Genomic DNA, 20,924 nt, shown 5'->3' on the forward strand with positions numbered 1-20,924 from the left:
GCTCGGCATGATCGGCCGACCAGTCTTCCTGCGCCAGACATGAAAATCACGTTTCGTCCGCTATTTTTCGCCGCACTTTGCCTTGCGTCGCCCTTTGCCGTGCAGGCCGACCAGTCGATGACGCTGGAGCAGGCGGTGAGCAAGGTGCAAAAAGACACCGGGGGCAAGGTGCTGTCGGCGGATACGCGGCTCGTCGAGCGCGGTCGCTTTACCGAATACCGGGTCAAGGTCCTCACCCTGGACGGTCACGTCCGTGTGGTCCCGATCCGAACCGAAACTGCCAAGCCCCTGGACGCGAGCGCCGGGGATAACAAGGAGAAACATTGATGCGAATCCTGCTTGTAGAGGATGAGGCCCCGCTGCGCGAGACCCTCGCCGCGCGCCTGAAGCGCGACGGCTTCGCCGTGGACGCCGCCCAGGACGGTGAAGAGGGCCTGTATCTGGGTCGCGAAGTACCGTTCGACCTGGCGATCATCGACCTGGGCCTGCCCAAGCTGTCGGGCATGGATCTGGTCAAGGCCCTGCGCGAGCATGGCCAGCGCTACCCGATCCTGATCCTCACTGCCCGCGGCAGCTGGCAGGACAAGGTCGAAGGCCTGAAGCACGGTGCCGACGACTACCTGGTCAAGCCGTTCCACGTCGAGGAGCTGCTGGCCCGCATCAACGCCCTGGTCCGTCGCGCGAGCGGCTGGTCTAAGCCGGTGCTGGCCTGTGGCCCGATCAAGCTGGACACCACGGCGCAGACCGTCACGGTCGAAGGCCGCCAGGTCGACCTCACCAGTTACGAATACAAGGTGCTGGAATACCTGATGCTGCACGCGGGCGAGCTGGTCTCCAAGGCCGACCTCACCGAGCACATCTATCAGCAGGACTTCGACCGCGACTCCAACGTGCTCGAGGTGTTCATCGGCCGTCTGCGCCGCAAGCTGGATCCGGAAAGCGCGCTCAAGCCGATCGAGACCGTACGCGGCCGCGGCTACCGTTTCGCCATCCCGCGTAACGAAGCGGACGAAGATTGATTCACCGGGGGTGTCGCGACGAGGTCGTCGCGCCACCCCGAGGTAAGCTCGAAGCATGGAAAACGCTTCACCCACCAAACGCCGGCCCCTTTCGCTGGCCGCGCGCGCGGCGCTGGCGACCGGTTTTGCGCTCGCCGCCTTCCTGGGTCTCACCGGCCTGGCGCAGAACAAGGCGAACTACGCATCCGAGTTGTCGGCCATGCACGATCGGCTGCACAACTATGCCATCGCCTATATCACCGGCACGGACACGACCCGCGCCGGCAAGGTCACCACGCCGGACAGCCAGCCGAACCCCGACTTTTCGCGTCCGGGGTCGGGCCTGTACGCCATCATCGTCGGCAACGACGGCTTTCGCTGGGAATCGTCCTCGGCGCTGGGCCGCGACTTCGATTTCGTGCGCATGCTGTCGCCGGGCGAGACGGCGTTCGAGCCGGTGGAGACACGTAGCGGCAAGCTCTACGTCTTCAGCTACGGTGTCTCCCTGGATACGACCGACAAGCGCAGCGTGCCGCTGACCTTCGCGGTGGCGCAGACCGAAGACCAGTTCGAACGCCAGGTCGCGACGTACCGGCGTACGCAGTTCCTGTGGCTGGCCATGCTGGGCATGATGCTCATGCTGCTGCAGCTGTTCCTGCTGCGCTGGAGCCTGTTGCCGCTGCGCCGCGTGTCCAGCGATCTGGCGCACATCGAGCGTGGCACGCGCGATCACCTCGACGGCCCCTATCCGGTCGAGCTGACGGTGCTCACCCGTCGCCTCAACGCCTTCATCGACAGCGAGCGCGAGCAGCGCTCGCGCTACCGCGACACGCTGGCGGATCTTGCGCACAGCCTGAAGACACCGCTGGCTGTCGTGCGTTCGCAACTGGAAACCGATGGCGACGCGCGCCGTCTGCGCGGGGACATCCTGGACCAGGTGCGCAAGATGGACGAGATCGTGGCGTACCAGCTGTCGCGTGCCGCCACGTCCGGTCGCCGCACCATCGCCGCGGAAGAGCCCATCGCCGGACACGCCGAGGACCTGGTGCAGAGCCTGGAGAAGGTCTATGCCGCCAAGAATGTGTTGTGCGAATTCGAGATCGATGACGGCGCCGCCTTCCCCGGCGAGCAGGGCGACCTGCTCGAGTTGATGGGGAACCTGGTGGAGAACGCCTTCAAGTGGGCGTCGCATCGCGTACTGCTTACCGCGCGCAGCAGCGGGAAAGGCAAGGGTCGCAGCGGGCTCGAGCTGATTGTCGAAGACGACGGCCCCGGCATCGCCGACGACAAGATCGAGAAGATCCTGCAGCGTGGCGTGCGCGGGGATGAGCGCGTGCAGGGCCACGGCATCGGCTTGTCGATCGTTCAGGACATCGTCAAGGCGTACCAGGGCGAGCTGCACGTCGATCGCTCCGAAGAGCTTGGCGGCGCGCGTTTCAGCGTTCGCCTTCCCCCCGGCTGACCTCGATACGCTCGGGCCCAGGCCCAGGCCCAGGCCTCAGCCTGCGGGCGACGGCCCGTAGAACGCTTCGAGCAGGCGGGCCACGTCGGCAGCCGCTTCGCGAAGCAGCGCGGGCTGCGAGAAATGAAGCTCGCTGGTCACGGCGAAGTACTCTTCCGGCGCCTCGGCGGCGTAGGGGTCGATCGCCGTCTTGCGGCCGCGGTCGACCTGTTTCGATAAGGTGTCGAAGCCGCGCTGCATGGTCTGGATCCACTCGCGGCGGTTCATCGATGCCGGCAGCGGCGGCACGCCGTTCGCGGGCCCGGCGAGCATGTCGAGCTTGTGCGCCATCTCGTGCACGACCACATTGAAACCGTCCCACGGCGCTTCGATGTCGAGCGCCACGTCGGCCAGTGAGAGCACCATCGGTCCGCGTTCCCATGCCTCGCCGATCAGGGTGTCGTCGCTGTCGGTGACCACGCCGGTGGGTGCGTCGTAGTGATTGCGCCTTACGTTGAACTCGCCGGGGTAGACCAGCACGTTGGTCCAGCCCTTGAAGGCTTTTGGGCCGTGGGGAAGGGCGGGCAGGCTGGCTTGCATGGCGATGACCAGGCGCCAGAAATCGTCCAGCGCCGCATCGCCCAGGGCATGGAAGCGTTTGGTATGCAGAAACCCCGCGGCAAGCTGGCGCAGGTAGCGGGCGCGGGGCTCGTCCAGCGCACGCACCAGGGGAAGCCGGGAGACCGCCTGGCGCCACAGGGTGTCGTCGATGGGCGGAACGGGCGCACGAAAGCGCGCTAGCAACGACTGGACGAAGCTCACTAGGGACGACCGGGCAAACTCAGAGCATCGAGCCCGGCAGCATCGACTGCCAGCTGGGCGCCGGCGAACGCATCGGTGCCGCTCCATCGTGCGGACCGTCTTCGGGGTCGACCGGGGAGGGCGTGGGTGCCGGTCCGCCATTCCGCTGGGGCGTGCCACTCGAGCGATTCGACATGACGTCGGACGCGCTGGTATCGCGGCTACCCGATGAGGAGCGCGCGCCGTTGCTATCGAACGACGACGAAACGGATCCGCCCAGCGAGAGCAGGCCACCTGTCGGGTCGATGTCGGAAGCGGCGGCGGTGCCGGCGGCACCGACGAGGCACAGACATCCGAAGATGTAAGGTCTGGCGTTCATCGGTAAACCCTGAAGAACCTCCGGACGTGCCGGGGGACGACCGATCCTCTCAGATATTTCACAAAGCTGCCAGTGCTGGAGGTCCGTCCGTGCGGGGTCGCCCCGTCGATAGGGGCGAAAATCCCGCCACTGTCCTAGAATCGCCGGATGTCCCGGCTTCCCCACCCCCCGACAGCGGCCGCCTGACGGCCCGACGGCTACCCATGCTCGCACGCGATCTTCTCGAAGCCCTTGCTGGAGGCGACGCCGTGTCCGGCGCCACCCTGGCCAGGACGGCCGGCGTCACGCGCGCGGCGGTCTGGAAACAGATCGAGGCCCTGCGCCTCAAGGGCGTACCGGTCGAGGCCAAGGTCGGTGGCGGCTATCGCCTGCCCTGGCCGACCGAATTGCTCGAGGTGCCGCGCATACGGGCCCATATGTCGCCGTCCGCGTTGGCCGATGTCGGCATGCTCGAAGTGCATTGGGAGATCGACTCCACCTCCAGCGAGCTGGCCCGGCGCATCCCCGTGCTGGACGACCTCTCGTTCGTCCTAGCCGAAACGCAATCGGCGGGCCGGGGCCGGCGCGGGCGCACCTGGCTCTCGCCGCCGGGCATGAATCTCTATCTCTCCGTCTTGAAGCGCTTCGATGCGGGTTTCGCGTCGTTGTCCGGGCTGTCGCTGGCCGTCGGCGTGATGTTGATTCGTGCGCTGGACGATCTGGGCATCCGCACCGCAGGCCTGAAATGGCCCAACGACGTGCTGGCCGGCAATGCCAAGCTGGCAGGCATTCTCGTGGAGCTTTCCGGCGAATATTCCGGTCCCTGCGCAGCGATCATTGGCGTCGGCCTCAACATCCGCCTGCCGGATTCGCTGCACGAACGCGCCGGCCAGCCGATCACCGATCTCGCCTCGCTGAGCGGTGGGCTGCCTCCGGGACGCAATCGCGTCGCGGCGGCCGTGGTCGCCTCGCTCGGCGAGGGGCTTCGCAGCTTCGAGCGGCATGGCTTTGCCGCTTTCGCCCAGGAGTACGGTTTCAACGATCTGCTGATCGGGCAGGCGTTGCGTGTCATCGATCCACGTGGCGAGTACCACGCCACGGGCGAAGGTGTCGACGAGCGTGGCGCCTTGCGCGTGCGCCGCGCCACGGGCGAGGTGGTGACGGTGGACAGCGCTGAAATCTCGGTGCGACGGAGCGGTGCATGATCCTGCTTCTCGACCTCGGCAATACACGGCTGAAATTCGCCCTGCTCGACGGCGAGGCCTTCGTGCATCGTGGCGCCTTCGGCTGGGACGCGGACATCGCGCACGAGCTGGCGACGCTGTGGTCGGAGTGGCCCCGGCCAACACGCATCGTCGGCGCCTCGGTGGTGGATACGGCGCGTGAGACCGCGGTCGCGGTGGCGGCCGGCAATGCCTTCGGCCATGCCCCGGTATGGGTGCGCACGCCGGCCGAAGCCTGCGGTGTCGTCAATGCCTACGCGGAGCCGCACCGGCTCGGCGTGGACCGGTTCCTCGCCATGGTCGATGCCCGTGCCGCGGGACGCGCGCCTTGCGTGCTGGCCAGTGTCGGAACGGCACTCACCCTGGATGCGCTGGATGCGGACGGACGCCATCTCGGCGGATGGATCGCGCCGGGGCCCCTGCTCATGCAGCAATCCGTGCTCGGCGCCACCGTGCAGGTGCGGCCAGGGCACGCGGGTTCCGTGCGCGACCTCGCGGACAACACGGCCGACGGTCTCGCGTCGGGTTGCTGGCAGGCCTGTGCGGCCCTGGTCGACCGCTTTGTCGACCGCTCCGCCGGGCTGCTTGGCGGTGCGCCGACGGTCACCCTCGGCGGAGGCGACGCCACCGTGCTCGCGCCGCTGCTCCAGCGCGAGGTGCTACTGGTTCCCGATACGGTCCTGCGTGGGTTGGCCGTCTGGGCCACGACGCACACCCAGGCGGATCATTTCGCCTAGAATCGCGACGCCACCGGTTCTTACAGGGGAACGCGCGCTGGCCCAACCGGAAATCCAAGGTCGCCATGCTTCTGCGCTTGATGTTCGTTCTGTTGATCGCCCTCAATATCGCCGTGGCCGCATGGCTGCTGCTGGGCGAATCGGGCACGCATGCGGTGGATCCGGTCGATAAGGGCGTGCCCAAGCTCAAGCTGCTAGCCGAGATCCCGGCACCGGCGTCCACCGCGCCAGCGGTTTCAGGCTCTGCCGCGACCTCGGCTCTGGCGGCAGCCGCAGGCGCTGCCACGGCTCCCGCTCCTGCGATGGAGCGCAGCACGGCTATCGCCACCCCTCCCGTCGCTCCCGCGGCAACGTCGGCCAAGCCGCTTCCGCGCGCGCCGGAGAAGAAGGCGCCCGCCGAAACGCCCGCCGCCCCCGCACTGCTCGCCGCGGCGCCAAGTGCGAACGCGCCGACCAGCGCCAAGCGCAGTTATCGTTGCCTGGCCATCGGCCCCTTCACCAACCAGGTGGACCTGCGCAGCATGCGTGCCGCTATCGCCGCGCGGACGGTGCGCAGCCGCCAACGGCAGGAGCAGACCAGCGAGTCGCACGGCTGGCGTGTGTTCCTTCCCGCCCAGGCCACGCGCGATCTCGCACTGGCCCAGGCGCGCCGGCTGGAGGCCAAGGGCATCAAGGATTATTTCGTGGTCACGGCCACTGGCGAATTGCAGAACTCCGTCGCCCTGGGCCTGTTCCACGACCCCGCGAACGCGAAGAAACGCCGCGACGAAGTGATCGCCGCCGGCTTCCCGGCGCGGATGGCCGAGCGCACCGAAATCACACCCGTCTGGTGGCTCGATGTGGTGGTCCCCGACGATGCCAATGCCGACGTTCGCCGCGGCATCCGAAGTCCCGGTGCGAGCGCCAAACCGACCGGCTGCTTCTGATAAACTCCCCGCCTTCGCCGGCATAGCTCAGTTGGTAGAGCAACCGCCTTGTAAGCGGTAGGTCCCCAGTTCGAATCCGGGTGTCGGCACCAGCGCATCATTCCAAGACGTCGTGCAACGCGGCGCAAACGAAACCCATGGCTCAGCGAAGGTAGCGTCGGTCGAACCAGAAGGGCTCGATCTCGACTTCGCTCAGCAGCGTGGGCGCTTCGGGATGCGCGGGATTGACCAGGTAGTTCGTCGAGTGCGCAAGGATGGCCGAGGGCAGTCGCAGGAGAAGGGTTTCTCCACGTGCTATCCATGCATCGCCGATAGCCTGGCTGGTCGGCTCGTTGGCTTGCCATCCGGCAGGAAGATCGGGGGTTGGCGCGATGCTCGCGGCGTCCGATACATCGATCGCGATCAACTTCAACGTGAGCGGTATGGCCGTGACGCCAAGCCGCATGTGCGCCATCGCCTCGACCATGGCCAGCGCAGGATGCTCGGAGGCGTAGAGGATGGGTTTGCCGCGCGTGTGCCAGCGACCATCCGCATGGTGTCCGCCCACCCCGCTCAGGCCGGGGTAGGACGAGATGCGCCAGAGCCGCATCAGAACATGCCGTGGGCGGTGCGCAGGATGCGCGATTCGATCAGGCGGGCGCCATTGTCGGTGGCGGCCAGTGCCATCGGGGTGACCGGTTCGTCGCCCTCGAGGTAGTCGGCGGGCGTCGTGAACCATGCCAGCGCCATGTCTTCACTGCCGAACAGTTCGACCGCTTCGGCGAAGACCCGTGCCACACGAACGACGCGTTCCGACTCGATTTCGCTGAAACGGCCTTCGGTGAGCCGCCGGCGTACGGTGCTCTCGGGGGCGACCAGGTTGACCGGAAAGCGCAGCCTCTCGGCGACGTGTTTGTAGGCGTGAACGGATATGCCCTTGTTTACGAGGCGGATGGCGTCGGCGTCCGACTCGAGCTTGAGATCGAGCAGGCGGCCCATCCGGGTGAAGACGGTTTCCCGCACCAGGTAGGGCATGGGATCGGCATCGGCGATGTAGGCGATCATGGCATCCTCCATTTGAGCGATATTCTACGCCAATTGGTGGATCGTGGCGCTATCGGCCCCGAGCCCGTTAAGGCAGCAGGGTAGACGGACGCTCGCGTAGGCCATCCCTTGGCTGCTGCACGGCATCGTCGCCGACGCGTCACCCCGTCGGATCGTCCTCGGCGTACGCATTGGAAACAACGGCCTATCCTGCCGTTTTCCGTGCCTGACGCAGTGCAACGTAGGTGTTGTAGAGGCCGGTGTAAACTTGGCGGATGAGTCCAACAACACGTTCGGTCGCCCTTATCGGCGCCCCCACCGATATCGGTGCAGGTCACCGCGGCAGTTCCATGGGTCCCGAAGCATTACGCGTGGCTCGCCTGGGCGAGCGGCTCGCCAGGCGCGGCATGCACGTCGTCGACCGGGGCAACCTCTCCGGCCCACTCAATCCATGGCTGCCACCCACTGACGGCTACCGTCATCTGGGCGAGGTGGTCGCCTGGAATACCTCGGTGCACGAGGCGGTCTACGCGGAACTGAGTGCGGGGCACCTGCCGATCATGCTCGGCGGCGATCATTGCCTGGCCATCGGCTCGATTTCCGCCGTGTCGCGCTACTGCCGGGATGCCGGCAAGAAGCTTCGCGTGCTCTGGCTGGATGCTCATGCCGATTTCAACACCAGCCAGATCACTCCGTCCGGCAACATCCATGGCATGCCGGTGGCCTGCCTGTGCGGTTACGGCCCCGACGAGCTGACCCACATCGGCGGCACCGTGCCGGCGACTACGCCGGATGTCTTCCGGCAGATCGGTATCCGTTCGGTGGACGAGGGCGAGAAACGTTTCGTCCATGAAGTCGGCATCGACATCTACGACATGCGCTACATCGACGAGATCGGCCTCAAGGCGGCGATGGAAGAAGCCCTGGCCGGCGTCGACCAGGACACCCATCTGCACGTCAGCTTCGATGTCGACTTCCTCGACCCGAGCATCGCCCCGGGCGTGGGCACCACCGTGCGCGGCGGCCCCGGCTATCGCGAGGCACAGCTGTGCATGGAGATGATCGCGGACACCGGCCGGGTCGGCTCGCTGGACATCGTCGAACTCAATCCGGCGTTCGACAAGCGGAACCAGACCGCGAAGCTGGCGGTGGATCTTGTCGAGTCGCTGTTCGGGAAGTCGACGTTGATGCGGTGAGCTGGCGGCCGCCAGCGAAGGGCAGGGTAGCGTCCGTCGCCGCTGAAGCGGCTCCCACACATGGGCTAAACTCGAGGGGTTATCGTCTGTCGCCCCCAAGGTCCCCATGCACACCCGCGTCCTCACCGGCATCACCACCACTGGCACGCCGCATCTCGGCAACTACGTCGGCGCCGTTCGTCCCGCCGTCCTTGCCAGCAAGGATCCGAACGTCGACGCGTTCTACTTCATGGCCGACTACCACGCCCTGATCAAGAGCGACGACCCGGACCGCATCGAGGCCTCGCGCTTCAAGATCGCCGCGACCTGGCTGGCCGCCGGCCTGGACCCTAACGTGGCCACGTTCTATCGGCAGTCGGATATCCCCGAGGTGCCCGAGCTGATGTGGCTGCTGACCTGCGTCACCTCGAAGGGCATGCTCAATCGCGCGCACGCCTACAAGGCGGCCGTGGACCGCAATGTCGAGGCGCAGGAGGATGCCGATGCAGGCGTGACGGCGGGGCTCTACATGTATCCCGTGCTGATGGCGGCCGACATCCTGGCGTTCAACGCGAACAAGGTGCCGGTGGGGCGCGACCAGATCCAGCACATCGAAATGGCGCGCGATATCGCGCAGCGTTTCAACCACACGTTCGGTCGCGAGTTCTTCGTCATGCCGGAAGCGTTGATCGAAGAGCAGGTCGCCACCTTGCCCGGCCTCGACGGCCGCAAGATGTCGAAGAGCTACGACAACACCGTTCCACTGTTCGAGGGCGGCTCGAAGGGCATGCGTGACGCGATCATGAAGATCGTGACCGACTCGCGCGCACCGGGCGAGCCCAAGGACACCGGAGACTCCGCGCTGTTCACCATCTTCAAGGCCTTCGCCACGCCCGCCGAAACCACGGCTTTCGCCGACGCGCTGCATGGCGGCATCGGCTGGGGCGAAGCGAAGCAGGTGCTCTTCGAGCGTGTCGAGGCTGATGTCGCTCCCATGCGCGAACGCTACGAAGACCTGATCCGCCGCCCGGACGACATGGAAGACATCCTGCTTGCCGGCGCAGCCAAGGCACGTGCGATCGCCGCGCCGCTGGTGGAAACCCTTCGCGATGCCGTCGGCCTGCGCAGCGCGCGTCATCGCAGTGCCCCCGTCGCGGAATCGGCGGCCTCCAAGCCGGCGACCAAGGCGAAGCCGCCCCGTTTCGCCAGCTTCCGCGACGAGGACGGCAGCTTCCGTTTCCGCCTGTTCGCAAGCGATGGCGAGGAACTGCTGCTGTCGAAATCGTTTGCCGACCCGAAGGCGGCCGGCGTGCTGCGCCAGGCGCTTTCGACGGCGGGTGGTTCCAGCGCGGCTATCGAATCCCAGGGCGATCATGTCGCCTTGCTGGTCGACGGTGAAGTGGTCGCCAATGGCGCCTCGTATCCGGACGAGGTGGCGCGTGCCGCCGCCGTGCTCCGGCTGCGCAGTGCGCTCGACGCACTCGCCGCCGCGCAGGATTGATCATGCGCTACCTCGCCCTGATGCTGCTGGCGCCCTGGCTGATCGTGCTGGGTTGGGCGTATTGGCACTATCCCAAGGCGCTGATAAAGAACGCTACGCGCCGCTCGTTCGACGTGCTGGCCCTGCTCGCGGCGATTGTCGTGGCGGTGCAGGCGGCAATGGCATCCTTCGATGCCGTGGTGATTCCGGCGGCGGACAAGTTCGGTCCGAAGAGCGGGGCGATCTGGCAACAGGTCGTGCCGGCGCTATGGGGCTACGGCGCGTTCCTCGCCGTACTCCTCGTCGCGTTGATCGTTCGCCAGTTCGTCTGGAAACCGCGCACCCCCTAAGTTGCGGCAGCCGCTTCAGCGTCGTCCAATGTGGAAGCCGCTTAAGCGTCATCCAATGTGGGAGCCGCTTCAGCGGCGATGCCAGACCACCTTAACCTGTAGGAGCCGATTCATCGGCGATCCCGCGGCGGCGGGTCAACCCGAGGCAGGCTCCCAATCGCCGATAAATCGGCTCCCACAAGAGCAACAAGCGGCAGTCAGCCGCGCAGGCGCTTCGTCAAACCCTTGAGGAAATTGCGCAGGAACTGGTCGCCGCAGAGACGGAAGTTGCTGTGTTTGGGCTGGCGGAAGAGCGCGTTTATCTCGCCGCGGGTTACCTTGAATCCCGCCTCGGCCATGATCGAGAGGATGTCGTCTTCCTTCAGTTCGAAGGCGACGCGCAGCTTCTTCAGCACGACGTTGTTATTGATGCGGCTTTCCACGGGCCGTGCCGGCTGGCTTTCGTCGCGACCGCGACGCTGCAGGATCAGCCCGTCGAGGAAGTGCGCCATGGCCAGGTCGGGCATCTCGACGAAGCCGGGTTCGTCTTCCTTGAGCAACCAGGGATCGACGGATTCACGGCTGGTTTCGAAGCCGCTGAGCTTGAGGATCTCGACCACATGGACCTCGCCGAGGTCGAGCATGTAGCGGATGCTGCGTAGGGTGTCGTTGTTGAGCATTTGCATAGGGTAGCACCGGGGCCAGCCCCCAAGTGGATCGCGGCTGCGCCGCGCATGCCCTCATTCGCCGATGAATCGGCTCCCACAAAAGACGGCTCCCACAAGAAAAGAGGCTCCCACAAGAAAAGAGGCTCCCACAAGAAAAGAGGCTCCCACAAGAAAAGAGGCTCCCACAAAAAAGAGGCCCGGCTTGCGCCGGGCCTCGGAACCGCACTCGCGGGATTGCTCCATGTGGGAGCCGCTTCAGCGGCGATTCCCCACAGACTTCAGTTCGGCAAGCCCAGATCGTCGATCATCGCCTTGAGGAAGCGCGCAGCCTCACCACCCGTGGCGGCGCGGTGGTCGAAGGTCAGCGACAGCGGCATACGGCGGTGCACTTCGATACCGCCCATCACCGCGACCACGTCGTGGCTCAGCTTGCCGGCGCCGATGATGGCGACGGTCGGCGGGACGACTACCGGGGTGGCGTAGCGACCGGCGAACATGCCGAAATTGGACAGGCTGATCGTGTAGCCCGACAGCTCCGACGCGGCGATGCTGCGATCTTCGACCGAGCTACGCAGGCGCTTGATCGCGGCACGGATGCCGGCACCGTCGAGCACGTCCGCATTGCGCAGGGCCGGCACGAACAGGCCGTCGTCGGTGTCCACGGCAATGCCGATGTCCACGTGCGGGTGCAATGTGCGGGTGAGGTCCTTGCCGTTGAACCAGGCGTTGAGTGCCGGCACAGCCTTGCAGGCGACCACGACCGCGCGGATGAGGCGGGCGGTGATGTCCTGCTTGCCGATCCAGGCGTGCAGGTCGGCGTCGTCGACGATCGACGTCGGGACGACCTGGGCATGTGCATCGGCCATGACGCGAGCCATGTTGCGGCGAACGCCCTTGAGCTGTTCCGGCTGGCCCATCGCTTCCTTGCCCGGGGGCGAGGTGCGAACCGCCTTGCCGGCCAGCGACACCGGCGTACGCGTCGGTGCCGGACCCGGCTCCGGAAGCGTGGGTGCGAGGTGCTGCGCCGCGGCCGGACGCGCGGGCGCCGAACCCACGGCGGCGCTGCCGTTGGCTGCGGCGTTCTTCACGTCGTTCATGGTGATCACGCCACCGGCGCCGGTCGGCTGGACGCGGGTGAGGTCGATCTTCATCTTCTTCGCGAGCGCGCGCACCGCCGGGACCGCCTTCACGCCGCCGGCGCTGGAGACCTGCTCGGTGTGCACGGCGTTGCCGCTGATCATGGCGCCGACGACGGTACCTTCGTCCTCGCGCTTGGCCGGAGCCGGACCGTCGGCATCGATCTCGCCACCGTCATCGGAGGCGACGACCTTGGACGCGTCGTCCGGAGCCTGGCTGCCGACGCCCTTCTTCGGGCCATGGTGATGACCGGTCGACTCGGCCTCGGCGCGCTGGCGCGCGTTCGGGTCGATCTCGAAGTCGGCCAGCTGCGAGCCGGTCTCGATGATGTCGCCCACGCCGCCGTGGAGCTTCTTCACGGTGCCGGAGTAGGGCGAGGGGACGTCGACGACGGCCTTCGCGGTTTCCATCGATACCAGCGGGGCATCGAGCTTGATCGTGTCGCCTTCCTTGACGTGCCATTCGACGACCGTCGCGTCGGGAAGGCCTTCGCCGAGGTCCGGCAGGTAAAAGGTCTTGATGTCGGCCATTGCGATAGGTTCCTCAGGATGCCGCGAGCGTACGCTCGGCGGCCTCGACGATGCGTTCGACGCTGGGCAGGTACTTCATTTCCAGGCGGAACAGCGGGATGTGGGTATCGAAACCGGTCACGCGCTCGACCGGCGCGAGCAGGCTGTAGAGGCATTCCTCGGACAGGCGGGCGGCGATTTCCGCGCCGAAACCGGCGGTCTTCGGCGCTTCGTGCACGATGACGCAGCGGCCGGTCTTGCTCACCGATTCGGCGATCGTGTCGAAGTCGAGCGGCGTGAGCGTGGCCACGTCGATCACTTCGGCGCTGATCCCCTTCTGGGCGAGTTCGTCCGCGGCTTCAAGGCATTCCTTCACCTGCGCGCCCCAGGTCACCAGGGTCACGTCAGTGCCGTCGCGCAGCACGAAGCAGACGTCGAGCGGCAGCGCCTCGCCGTCATCGGGTACTTCTTCCTTGTACTGGCGATAGATGCGCTTGGGCTCGAAGAAGATCACCGGATCCGGATCGCGGATGGCGGCGAGCAGCAGGCCGTAGGCACGCGCCGGCGACGATGGCATGACCACGCGCAGGCCCGGGATATTGGTGAACAGGTGCTCGTTGGCCTCGGAGTGATGCTCCGGAGCACGAATGCCGCCACCCCAGGGGGCGCGCCACACCGCCGGCACGGTCATGCGACCACGCGTGCGGTTGCGCATGCGGGCCGCGTGGCAGGCGATGTGCTCCATCATCGGGTAGATGAAGCCTTCGAACTGGGCTTCGGCGACCGGCTTCATGCCCTGCACCGCGAGGCCGATAGTCAGGCCGGCGATGGTGCCTTCGTCCAGCGGCGTGTCGATGACGCGCATTTCGCCGAACTGTTCCTGCAGGCCCTGGGTGGCGCGGAACACGCCACCGTTGACGCCGACGTCCTCACCGAGCACCACGACGCTTTCGTCGTTGCGCATTTCGTAGGCGAGCGCCTGGGTCACTGCTTCGATCAGAGTGATTTGTGCCATGGGAAGAGTTCCTTACGACTTGCGATCGAGGGAAGCGACCAGCTCGCGCTGCGCTTCGAGGTCGGCCGGGAGTTCGGCGTACAGGTAGTCGAACATCGCCGTCGCCGGCTGGTTCTTCGTCTCCAGGTACGCATTGACCTCGTTGTCCATCCAGTCGTCGCACTCGGCCTTCCAGGCTTCTTCCTTCGCGTCGTCCCACTTGCCCTTGGCTTCGAGCCACTTGCGCAGGCGCGGCACCGGGTCGCGTTCCCAGGCGTCCTTCACTTCCTGCTCGCCGCGGTAGCGACGGGCGTCGTCGGCGGTGGTGTGGTCGCCGAGGCGGTAGGTGACCGCTTCGATCACGCTGCCACCCTGGCCGGAACGGGCGCGCTCGAGCGCGTCTTCCATGGCCTTGCGCACGGCGATGATGTCGTTGCCGTCCACCTGGATGCAGAACAGGCCGGCCGCGATGCCCTTCTGGGCCAGCGTGCCGGAGCCGCTCTGGATGCGGCGCGGCACCGAGATCGCCCACTGGTTGTTCACGATCACCGCGACCAGCGGCAGGTTCTGCGCGCCGGCGACGTTGATCGCGCCGTAGAAGTCGCCCTTGGACGAACCGCCGTCACCGATGGTGCAGACGGCGACGCGTGGCTCCTTGCGGATCTTGAACGCCAGGGCGGAGCCGGCGGCGTGCAGGCACTGCGTGCCGATGGGCACGCACCAGGCGAAGTCGTGCGCGGGGGCGTCGGCGAAGTCGTTGCCACGCTCGTCGCCACCCCAGTAGGTGTAGACCTCGCGCGGCTTCACGCCGCGGTACAGCTGGGCGCCGTACTCGCGGTAGGACACGGCCAGCGAGTCCTCGCGGCGCATGGCGCTGCCGATGCCCACGTGCGCGGCTTCGTGGCCGAGGCACGAGGCGTAGGTACCCAGTTTGCCGGTGCGCTGCAGGGCGATCGACTTGGCGTCGAACACGCGCGTGGACACCATGAGCTTGTAGAGCTCGACCATGTGGTCGAGGTCCTTGGCGAATTCGGGGAGTTCCTTTCCGGTTTCCTTGCCGTCCTGGTCAAGGTATTGCAGGTATTCGATTTCGAACTTGGCGGCGATGGACACGACTCGCTCCCAGGGGAAGGGTTAGAAACGACACGCACGATTGGGGAAGCGGACGGGCCCATCCAGTGGGGCACGAGCGACTTTCGGGTTGTTGCGAGCCGGACTAGATATCAGGGGTATTATGGCCCGGCAAGGCACGGCGCAGCATAGAACCGGCCGTCTCCGGCCCCCAAACCGCGCCACGGCGCCGTTTGTGGCTGGTCCACCCTTATTGTGAAATCGTCCATGGCCAACTCCCAGCGCGACCTCGAACCGGGTATCCGCACCGATCTCGACGGCCGCCTCACCTATGGCGAGTACCTCAAGCTGGACCAGGTGCTCAGTGCGCAAGTGCCGCGCAGCCAGCCCGCGCACCACGACGAGATGCTCTTCATCGTGCAGCACCAGACCTCCGAGCTGTGGCTGAAACTGATGATCCACGAGCTGGATGCCGCGCTTGCGCACCTGCGCGCGGACGACGTCGACGGAACGCTGAAGATCCTGGCCCGGGTCAAGGCCATCCAGCGCCAGCTGTACGAGCAATGGGGCGTGCTGGAAACGCTCACCCCGGCCGAATACCTGCAATTCCGCGACGTGCTGGGCCCCTCGTCGGGCTTCCAGTCGCTGCAATACCGCATGGTGGAGTTCCTGCTCGGCAACAAGCACGCCGACATGCTCCGCGTGTTCGAGCACGACGCCGTGGCCCACGAGCGCCTGAAGGCGATCTTCGAGGCCCCGGGCCTCTACGACGAATACCTCCGTTATCTGGCGCGCCGCGGGCATCCCGTGCCGGCGGACCTGCTGGAGCGCGACCTGACCCAGCCCTGGCGAAGCCAGCCCGCGCTGCTGCCCGTGTTCAAGCGGATCTACGAAGACACCGCCCACCATTGGCCTGAGTATCATCTCAGTGAAGAACTGGTCGATATCGAAGAGTCGTTCCAGCTCTGGCGCTTCCGCCACATGAAGACCGTGGAACGCATCATCGGCTTCCGTGCCGGTACCGGCGGTTCCTCCGGCGTGGCCTTCCTGCGCAAGGCGCTGGAGCAGAGTTTCTTCCCCGAACTGATCGAAGTGCGCACCATCCTGGGAACGTAAACATTTGACGGGTGGGAGCCCGGACGGTTAAACACGCTGCACCAAGCGTCATCACGCCCAAGGGATCCCATGACACCGACCGCCCCAGCCACCGCCAGGCCCGTGCCCGATTACGCCCAGACCCTGGGTCACCCGCGTCCCCTGTGGATGCTGTTCATGACCGAGTTCTGGGAACGCTTCGCGTTCTATGGCATGCGCTGGGCGCTGACGCTGTATATCGTGGCGCAGTTCTTCCACGGCGATCAGGCGGGGCAGGGCTACGCCAGCCGCACCTACGGCTCGTACCTCGCGCTGGTCTACGCCTCGGCGATCTTCGGCGGCTTCGTCGCCGACCGCGTGCTGGGCTACCAGCGATCGATCCTGGTTGGCGCGGCGGTGATGGGCGCGGGCCTGTTCATGGTCATGGTGCCGAACCAGGACATCTTCCTCATCGGCCTGGCCACCGTGATCGTCGGCAACGGTCTGTTCAAGCCGAATATCTCGTCGCTGGTCGGGCAGATCTACCCCGTGGGCGACGACCGCCGGGATCGCGGCTTCACCATCTTCTACATGGGCATCAACATGGGCGGCTTCCTCGCCCCGTTGGTCACCGGCTGGCTCGCTTCGGTGTTGACCGATACGCCGCTGCAGGACAACTACAAGGCCGTGTTCGCCGCGACCGGCTTCGGCATGGTGGTGTGCTTTGTCTGGTTCCTGATCGGCAAGCGCCAGCTCAAGGGCGTCGGCCTGCCGCCGCCGGAGCGCCACGAGGGCAAGAACCTGGTCGCCGTGATCGTCGGGATTCTCGTCGCCATTCCGCTGGTGTACCTGCTGATGGCCAAGGCCGGCGCGATCTTCATCGCCTGGTTGCTCGGCGCGCTCTTCATCGGGGTGGCCGTGATGCTGGTTGTCGAGGCCGTACGCCACGACCGCATCCAGATCCACCGCGTCATCGCCATGTTGCTGTTGTTCGCCTTCAACGTGCTGTTCTGGATGTTCTTCGAGCAGGCCGGCAGCTCGTTCAACTTCCTCGCCCAGAACATCGTCGACCGGCACATGTTCGGCGGTTGGGAATTTCCGACCGGCTGGTTCCAGTCGGTGAACTCGGCGGCGATCCTGGTCTTCGCCCCCATCGTGGCGCTGGCCTGGGGCTGGTCGGCACGGCATCGCCTGGAGCCGTCGATTCCGCGCAAGTTCGGCCTCGGCCTGATCTTCAACGCGCTGGCCTTCCTGGTGCTGATGTATGCCTTGCAGAGCCTGGTCGGCGGCGATGGCCGCATCCCGTTCTGGCCGCTGGCCGCCTGCTACGTGCTGCAGACGATCGGCGAGCTCTGCCTGTCGCCGATCGGCCTGTCCATGGTGACCAAGCTGGCACCGATCCGCGTGGTCGGCCTCGCCATGGGCGGCTGGTTCCTCTCCACGGCCATCGGCAACAACCTCTCCGGCCTGCTCGCCGGCCACATCAGCGGCGAGACCGGCATGACCGTCGGCTCGGCCCTGAGCGGCTTCACCTTCAGCTTCGAGCTGCTGGTAGGCGCGGGTATCGTGCTGTTCCTCATCGCACCCCTGATCAACCGGCTGATGCACGGGATCAAGTAAGAACACGGGATCAAGTAAGAACACGGGATCAAGTAAGAAATAGCGGAGCCGCGTCAGCGCCGATGCTCTTCCTGTGGGAGCCGCTTTAGCGGCGATGCTTCGTGTGGGAGCCGATTCATCGGCGATGCTCTTCCGGTGAGAGCTGCTTTAGCGGCCATAGCCATCTCGCGACAGCCTTGAAAGGCAGTGCTCCGCAGGAATCGCCGGCAATAGCCGGCTCCCACAGTGGAGCTGCCTTCCACAGTGCAGCTGCCTTCCACAGTGCAGCTGCCTCCCACAGTGCAGCTGCCTTCCATCTTAGAGCCGGCGCCCTTAGTCAGGGCGCCAGCAGCTTGTCCAGGATGCTGTTCAGCTGCGCCTGCTCGCCTTCGTCGAGGCGGGCCAGCAGATCGCGTTCATGCGCCCGCGCCAACGGCGCGACCTCGTCGTGGATCGCCCATCCGGTCTCGGACAACTGCAGCACCGAACGCCGCTTGTCGCCGTCGTGGATGCCACGATCCACGCGGCCGGCGTTGACCAGGCGGGCCACGGCGCGGCTCACCGCCACCTTGTCCATGGCGCTGCGGTCCACTACTTCCCGTGCCGAAATTTCCGGAAACCGCGCCAGGATGGTCATCACGCGCCATTCGGTCATGCTCAGCTCGAAGCGGTCCTGGTATTCCGTGGCGATCGACTGGCTCACCGTGTTCGACAGGATGGACAGGCGATAGGGCAGGAAGTGCTCGAGCTCCAGCGGGGCATGGGCGGGAACGGTTTCTAGGGTCATGCTGCGCTGGTCCTTGCAAATGGTTACATATGAAACTATAAGGTCGGGGTAGACGGCGCAAGCCGTGCCCCAAGCCAGGAGTATCGCCCATGAGCGCCCAGCCCAATATTGGTATGGAAGTCACCACCTTCGAAAACCCGCAGGGTGTCGATGGCTTCGAGTTCGTCGAATTCGCCGCGCCGGATCCGGCCCTGCTGCACACGCTGTTCCCGAAGCTCGGCTTCACGGCGGTAGCAAAGCACAAGACGAAGAAGATCACCCTGTATCGCCAGGGCGAGTGCAATTTCCTCGTCAACGAAGAGCCGAACTCGTTCGCCGCGGACTTTGCCGCGGAGCACGGCCCCAGCGCCTGTGGTTTCGCCATTCGCTTCACCCGCCCGGCGACGGACGTGCAGGCAACGGCGCTGTCCAACGGCGCCGAGAAGGTCGGGCACAAGGCCGACACCCTCGCGCTGAACGTGCCGACCATCCAGGGCATCGGCGGTTGCGCGCTGTACCTGATCGATACCTACGGCGCCAAGGGCGACGTGTTCGACAGCGAGTTCGAGTGGATTCCGGGCGTGGATCGTCATCCGAAGGGTTTTGGCCTGACCTTCATCGACCACCTGACGCACAACCTGCACTTCGGCAACATGCAGAAGTGGTCGGACTATTACGAGCGTCTGTTCAACTTCCGCGAGATTCGCTACTTCGACATCAAGGGCGCGAAGACCGGCCTGGTGTCCAAGGCGATGACCGCGCCGGACGGCATGGTCCGCATCCCGCTCAACGAGTCGTCGGACGAGAAGTCGCAGATCAACGAGTACATCCGCGAATACAACGGCGAAGGCATCCAGCATATCGCCCTGTTCACCGACAACATCTACGAGTCGGTCGAAGCCATGCGCGCGCAGGACGTGGCCTTCCTGGAAACGCCGGACACGTACTACGAAGTCATCGACATCCGCGTGCCGGACCATGGCGAGGACATCGAGCGCCTGCAGAAGAACAAGCTGCTGATCGACGCCGACGACGAGACCAAGAAGAAGCTGTTGCTGCAGATCTTCACGCAGAACAACGTCGGCCCGATCTTCTTCGAGATCATTCAGCGCAAGGGTAACGAAGGCTTCGGCAACGGCAACTTCAAGGCGCTGTTCGAGTCCATCGAACGCGACCAGATGCGCCGCGGCGTGCTCTGAGCGCGCGAGGCCTTCGCGAAAGCTAGACTAAGCGCGGCGCGGTCCCGAGACGGACCGCGCCGCGATGCGTTCATCCCAAGGATCCCCACGATGAGCCACACCGACGATACGCGCGGTTACCAGACCGGTTTCGGTAATGAGTTCGCTACGGAAGCCGTGGCGGGCGCCTTGCCCACCGGCCAGAATTCGCCCCAGCGCGTCGAGCATGGCCTCTACGCCGAACAGCTTTCCGGCAGCGCGTTCACCGCGCCGCGGCATAGCAACCGGCGCAGCTGGCTGTACCGCATTCGCCCCGCTGCGCAGCATTCTCCCTTCGCCGAGCTGGCGCACGCCACGTTCCACAATCGCTTCCATGAAGCGCCGGCCACGCCAAACCAGATGCGGTGGGATCCCTTGCCGATGCCGTCGACGCCGACGGATTTCGTCGAAGGCCTGGTGACACTGGGCGGCAACGGCGGCGCGGAAGAACAGGCGGGCGTCGGTATCCACCTGTATTGCGCCAACCGCTCGATGGAAGGTCGGTACTTCTACAACGCCGACGGCGAATTGCTGATCGTGCCGCAGCAGGGTCGCTTGCGACTTCGCACCGAACTGGGCGTGGTCGAAGTCGAACCGCTGGAGATCGCCGTGCTGCCGCGTGGCGTTCGCTTCCTCGTGGAATTGCCCGACGGCGAAGCGCGCGGTTATGTCGCCGAGAACTTCGGTGCGCCGCTGCACCTGCCGGACCTCGGGCCGATCGGTGCCAACGGTCTGGCGCATCCGCGCGACTTCCTGACGCCGGTGGCAGCGTACGAGGACCTCGAAGGCGACTTCGCACTGATCGCCAAGTTCCAGGGCGCCTTGTGGTCGGCCGGTGTCGACCACTCACCCCTGGACGTGGTCGCGTGGCATGGCAACTACGCGCCCTACAAGTACGACCTGCGTCGTTTCAACACCATCGGCTCGATCGCGGTCGACCATCCCGACCCGTCGATCTTCACCGTGCTCACCTCGGCCAGCGACACGCCGGGCACGGCGAACATGGATTTCGCCATCTTCCCGCCGCGCTGGCTGGTGGCCGAGCATACGTTCCGGCCGCCGTACTTCCATCGCAATGTCGCCAGCGAGTTCATGGGCCTGATCGATGGCGCCTACGATGCGAAGCAGGGCGGCTTCGTGCCCGGTGGCTCGAGCCTGCACAACTGCATGAGCGGTCACGGCCCGGACGCGGCCAGCTTCGAGAAGGCTTCGCATGCCGATGTCTCGCGTCCGGACCACATCGTTGGCACCATGGCCTTCATGTTCGAGACGCGCAAGGTCATCCGTCCGACCCGCCAGGCGCTCGAGTCGTCGGCGTTGCAGGGCAACTATTACGAATGCTGGCGCGGGCTGAAGAAACACTTCACCCCGCCGTCGGCCTGATCGAAAAGGAAACGC

At 65.8% G+C, this 20,924-nt stretch carries 22 protein-coding genes and 1 tRNA gene; 14 read left to right on the forward strand and 9 right to left on the reverse strand.

The window, feature by feature from the left end:
• The first annotated feature begins 39 nt into the window (after positions 1-39).
• The 3 genes from VM621_RS02495 to VM621_RS02505 are packed head-to-tail and all read left to right on the forward strand — an operon-like array spanning position 40 to position 2,460.
• On the forward strand, positions 40-327 hold the full coding sequence (locus tag VM621_RS02495) for a hypothetical protein (RefSeq protein ID WP_325467413.1): 288 nt from the start codon (positions 40-42) through the stop codon (positions 325-327).
• Positions 327-1,019, forward strand: a complete 693-nt coding sequence (locus VM621_RS02500) for a response regulator transcription factor (RefSeq protein ID WP_036115892.1) — start codon at positions 327-329, stop codon at positions 1,017-1,019. The genes VM621_RS02495 and VM621_RS02500 overlap by 1 nt, the downstream gene beginning before the upstream one ends.
• A 55-nt stretch (positions 1,020-1,074) precedes the next feature.
• On the forward strand, positions 1,075-2,460 hold the full coding sequence (locus VM621_RS02505; protein ID WP_325467414.1) for an ATP-binding protein: 1,386 nt from the start codon (positions 1,075-1,077) through the stop codon (positions 2,458-2,460).
• A 36-nt stretch (positions 2,461-2,496) separates the two neighbouring features.
• On the opposite strand, the gene VM621_RS02510 is transcribed toward VM621_RS02505, so the two are convergent.
• Together VM621_RS02510 and VM621_RS02515 are read right to left on the reverse strand one after the other, a co-directional pair.
• Positions 2,497-3,261: a M90 family metallopeptidase gene (locus tag VM621_RS02510; protein ID WP_325467415.1), complete on the reverse strand. Its 765-nt coding sequence runs from the start codon at positions 3,259-3,261 to the stop codon at positions 2,497-2,499.
• A 19-nt stretch (positions 3,262-3,280) separates the two neighbouring features.
• Positions 3,281-3,619: a hypothetical protein gene (locus tag VM621_RS02515; RefSeq protein ID WP_325467416.1), complete on the reverse strand. Its 339-nt coding sequence runs from the start codon at positions 3,617-3,619 to the stop codon at positions 3,281-3,283.
• Between the two features lie 203 nt (positions 3,620-3,822).
• Between VM621_RS02515 and VM621_RS02520 the strand changes: the two genes are divergently transcribed.
• From VM621_RS02520 to VM621_RS02535, 4 genes are all read left to right on the forward strand, one after another.
• Positions 3,823-4,803, forward strand: coding sequence for a biotin--[acetyl-CoA-carboxylase] ligase (locus tag VM621_RS02520; protein WP_325467417.1), 981 nt, complete (start codon positions 3,823-3,825; stop codon positions 4,801-4,803).
• A complete protein-coding gene (locus tag VM621_RS02525) occupies positions 4,800-5,558 on the forward strand; it encodes a type III pantothenate kinase (RefSeq protein ID WP_325467418.1) in 759 nt (252 codons plus the stop codon). The genes VM621_RS02520 and VM621_RS02525 overlap by 4 nt, the downstream gene beginning before the upstream one ends.
• A 65-nt stretch (positions 5,559-5,623) precedes the next feature.
• The gene (locus VM621_RS02530; protein WP_325467419.1) at positions 5,624-6,484 is read left to right on the forward strand and encodes an SPOR domain-containing protein; all 861 of its coding nucleotides are present in this window, start codon (positions 5,624-5,626) and stop codon (positions 6,482-6,484) included.
• A gap of 16 nt (positions 6,485-6,500) precedes the next feature.
• Positions 6,501-6,576, forward strand: a tRNA-Thr gene (locus VM621_RS02535).
• Positions 6,577-6,626: 50 nt separating this feature from the next.
• Here the strand turns inward: VM621_RS02535 and VM621_RS02540 are convergent.
• Positions 6,627-7,073 carry an RES family NAD+ phosphorylase gene (locus VM621_RS02540; protein ID WP_325467420.1) on the reverse strand — a complete coding sequence of 149 codons (447 nt, stop codon included), beginning with the start codon at positions 7,071-7,073 and terminating at the stop codon, positions 6,627-6,629.
• Positions 7,073-7,528 carry an antitoxin Xre/MbcA/ParS toxin-binding domain-containing protein gene (locus VM621_RS02545; protein WP_325467421.1) on the reverse strand — a complete coding sequence of 152 codons (456 nt, stop codon included), beginning with the start codon at positions 7,526-7,528 and terminating at the stop codon, positions 7,073-7,075. The genes VM621_RS02540 and VM621_RS02545 overlap by 1 nt, the downstream gene beginning before the upstream one ends.
• 254 nt (positions 7,529-7,782) lie before the next feature.
• Between VM621_RS02545 and rocF the strand changes: the two genes are divergently transcribed.
• The 3 genes from rocF (at position 7,783) to VM621_RS02560 (ending at position 10,512) form a co-directional block, all read left to right on the forward strand.
• Positions 7,783-8,703 carry an arginase gene (rocF, locus tag VM621_RS02550; protein WP_325467422.1) on the forward strand — a complete coding sequence of 307 codons (921 nt, stop codon included), beginning with the start codon at positions 7,783-7,785 and terminating at the stop codon, positions 8,701-8,703.
• 106 nt (positions 8,704-8,809) lie between these two features.
• Positions 8,810-10,183 carry a tryptophan--tRNA ligase gene (locus VM621_RS02555; RefSeq protein WP_325467423.1) on the forward strand — a complete coding sequence of 458 codons (1,374 nt, stop codon included), beginning with the start codon at positions 8,810-8,812 and terminating at the stop codon, positions 10,181-10,183.
• A 2-nt stretch (positions 10,184-10,185) separates the two neighbouring features.
• Positions 10,186-10,512 carry a hypothetical protein gene (locus tag VM621_RS02560; RefSeq protein WP_325467424.1) on the forward strand — a complete coding sequence of 109 codons (327 nt, stop codon included), beginning with the start codon at positions 10,186-10,188 and terminating at the stop codon, positions 10,510-10,512.
• Between the two features lie 197 nt (positions 10,513-10,709).
• Here VM621_RS02560 and VM621_RS02565 read toward each other — a convergent pair whose 3' ends face one another.
• The 4 genes from VM621_RS02565 to pdhA all read right to left on the reverse strand — a co-directional run bounded on the left by VM621_RS02565 (position 10,710) and on the right by pdhA (position 14,912).
• Positions 10,710-11,171, reverse strand: a complete 462-nt coding sequence (locus VM621_RS02565) for a DUF1456 family protein (RefSeq protein ID WP_325467507.1) — start codon at positions 11,169-11,171, stop codon at positions 10,710-10,712.
• A 266-nt stretch (positions 11,172-11,437) separates the two neighbouring features.
• A complete protein-coding gene (locus VM621_RS02570; protein WP_325467425.1) occupies positions 11,438-12,826 on the reverse strand; it encodes a dihydrolipoamide acetyltransferase family protein in 1,389 nt (462 codons plus the stop codon).
• Between the two features lie 13 nt (positions 12,827-12,839).
• Positions 12,840-13,820, reverse strand: coding sequence for an alpha-ketoacid dehydrogenase subunit beta (locus VM621_RS02575; RefSeq protein ID WP_325467426.1), 981 nt, complete (start codon positions 13,818-13,820; stop codon positions 12,840-12,842).
• Between the two features lie 12 nt (positions 13,821-13,832).
• A complete protein-coding gene (pdhA, locus tag VM621_RS02580) occupies positions 13,833-14,912 on the reverse strand; it encodes a pyruvate dehydrogenase (acetyl-transferring) E1 component subunit alpha (RefSeq protein WP_325467427.1) in 1,080 nt (359 codons plus the stop codon).
• A 225-nt stretch (positions 14,913-15,137) separates the two neighbouring features.
• On the opposite strand from pdhA, the gene VM621_RS02585 reads away from it, so the two are divergent.
• Together VM621_RS02585 and VM621_RS02590 are read left to right on the forward strand one after the other, a co-directional pair.
• Positions 15,138-15,986 (forward strand): tryptophan 2,3-dioxygenase, encoded by an 849-nt coding sequence (locus tag VM621_RS02585; RefSeq protein WP_325467428.1) that lies wholly within the window; start codon positions 15,138-15,140, stop codon positions 15,984-15,986.
• 69 nt (positions 15,987-16,055) lie between these two features.
• Complete coding sequence (locus VM621_RS02590) at positions 16,056-17,564, forward strand: peptide MFS transporter (protein WP_325467429.1); 1,509 nt, start codon at positions 16,056-16,058, stop codon at positions 17,562-17,564.
• Between the two features lie 316 nt (positions 17,565-17,880).
• Here VM621_RS02590 and VM621_RS02595 read toward each other — a convergent pair whose 3' ends face one another.
• On the reverse strand, positions 17,881-18,330 hold the full coding sequence (locus VM621_RS02595) for a MarR family winged helix-turn-helix transcriptional regulator (RefSeq protein ID WP_325467430.1): 450 nt from the start codon (positions 18,328-18,330) through the stop codon (positions 17,881-17,883).
• Between the two features lie 89 nt (positions 18,331-18,419).
• Between VM621_RS02595 and hppD the strand changes: the two genes are divergently transcribed.
• Both hppD and hmgA read left to right on the forward strand, forming a co-directional pair.
• The gene (gene hppD / locus VM621_RS02600) at positions 18,420-19,508 is read left to right on the forward strand and encodes a 4-hydroxyphenylpyruvate dioxygenase (RefSeq protein WP_325467431.1); all 1,089 of its coding nucleotides are present in this window, start codon (positions 18,420-18,422) and stop codon (positions 19,506-19,508) included.
• A 90-nt stretch (positions 19,509-19,598) separates the two neighbouring features.
• The gene (hmgA, locus tag VM621_RS02605; RefSeq protein WP_325467432.1) at positions 19,599-20,909 is read left to right on the forward strand and encodes a homogentisate 1,2-dioxygenase; all 1,311 of its coding nucleotides are present in this window, start codon (positions 19,599-19,601) and stop codon (positions 20,907-20,909) included.
• Positions 20,910-20,924 lie beyond the last annotated feature (15 nt).

Origin of the sequence: Luteibacter sp., from assembly GCF_035539195.1 — a bacterium.
In the GTDB taxonomy this organism is placed as follows: Bacteria; Pseudomonadota; Gammaproteobacteria; order Xanthomonadales; family Rhodanobacteraceae; genus Luteibacter.